Source organism: Pseudomonas sp. SIMBA_067, assembly GCF_046534675.1.
Lineage (GTDB): Bacteria > Pseudomonadota > Gammaproteobacteria > Pseudomonadales > Pseudomonadaceae > Aquipseudomonas > Aquipseudomonas putida.
Genome location: NZ_JAWRYH010001560.1, coordinates 1 through 228 on the forward strand (window position 1 = coordinate 1; position 228 = coordinate 228).

A 228-nucleotide genomic window follows, 5' to 3' on the forward strand; every position below is an offset into this window, starting at 1 on the left:
GTCTCGGGCAGGTTCTCGTTGTTGGTGCCTTCGCGCTCGACCAGATACGGCACCGCGTCGAGCCGCAGCCCGTCGATGCCGAGGTCGAGCCAGAAGCGCATCACCTGGATCACCTCGCGCACGACGGCCGGGTTGTCGAAGTTCAGGTCCGGCTGGTGCGAGTAGAAGCGGTGCCAGTAGTACTGGCCGGCGACCGGATCGTGGGTCCAGTTCGAGGTTTCCGTATCG

The 228-nt window shown here is 64.9% G+C and carries 1 protein-coding gene; it reads right to left on the reverse strand.

The window, feature by feature from the left end:
- Positions 1-228: alpha-amylase family glycosyl hydrolase (locus SB765_RS34695; protein WP_410933164.1), on the reverse strand; the 228-nt coding region annotated here is incomplete at both ends.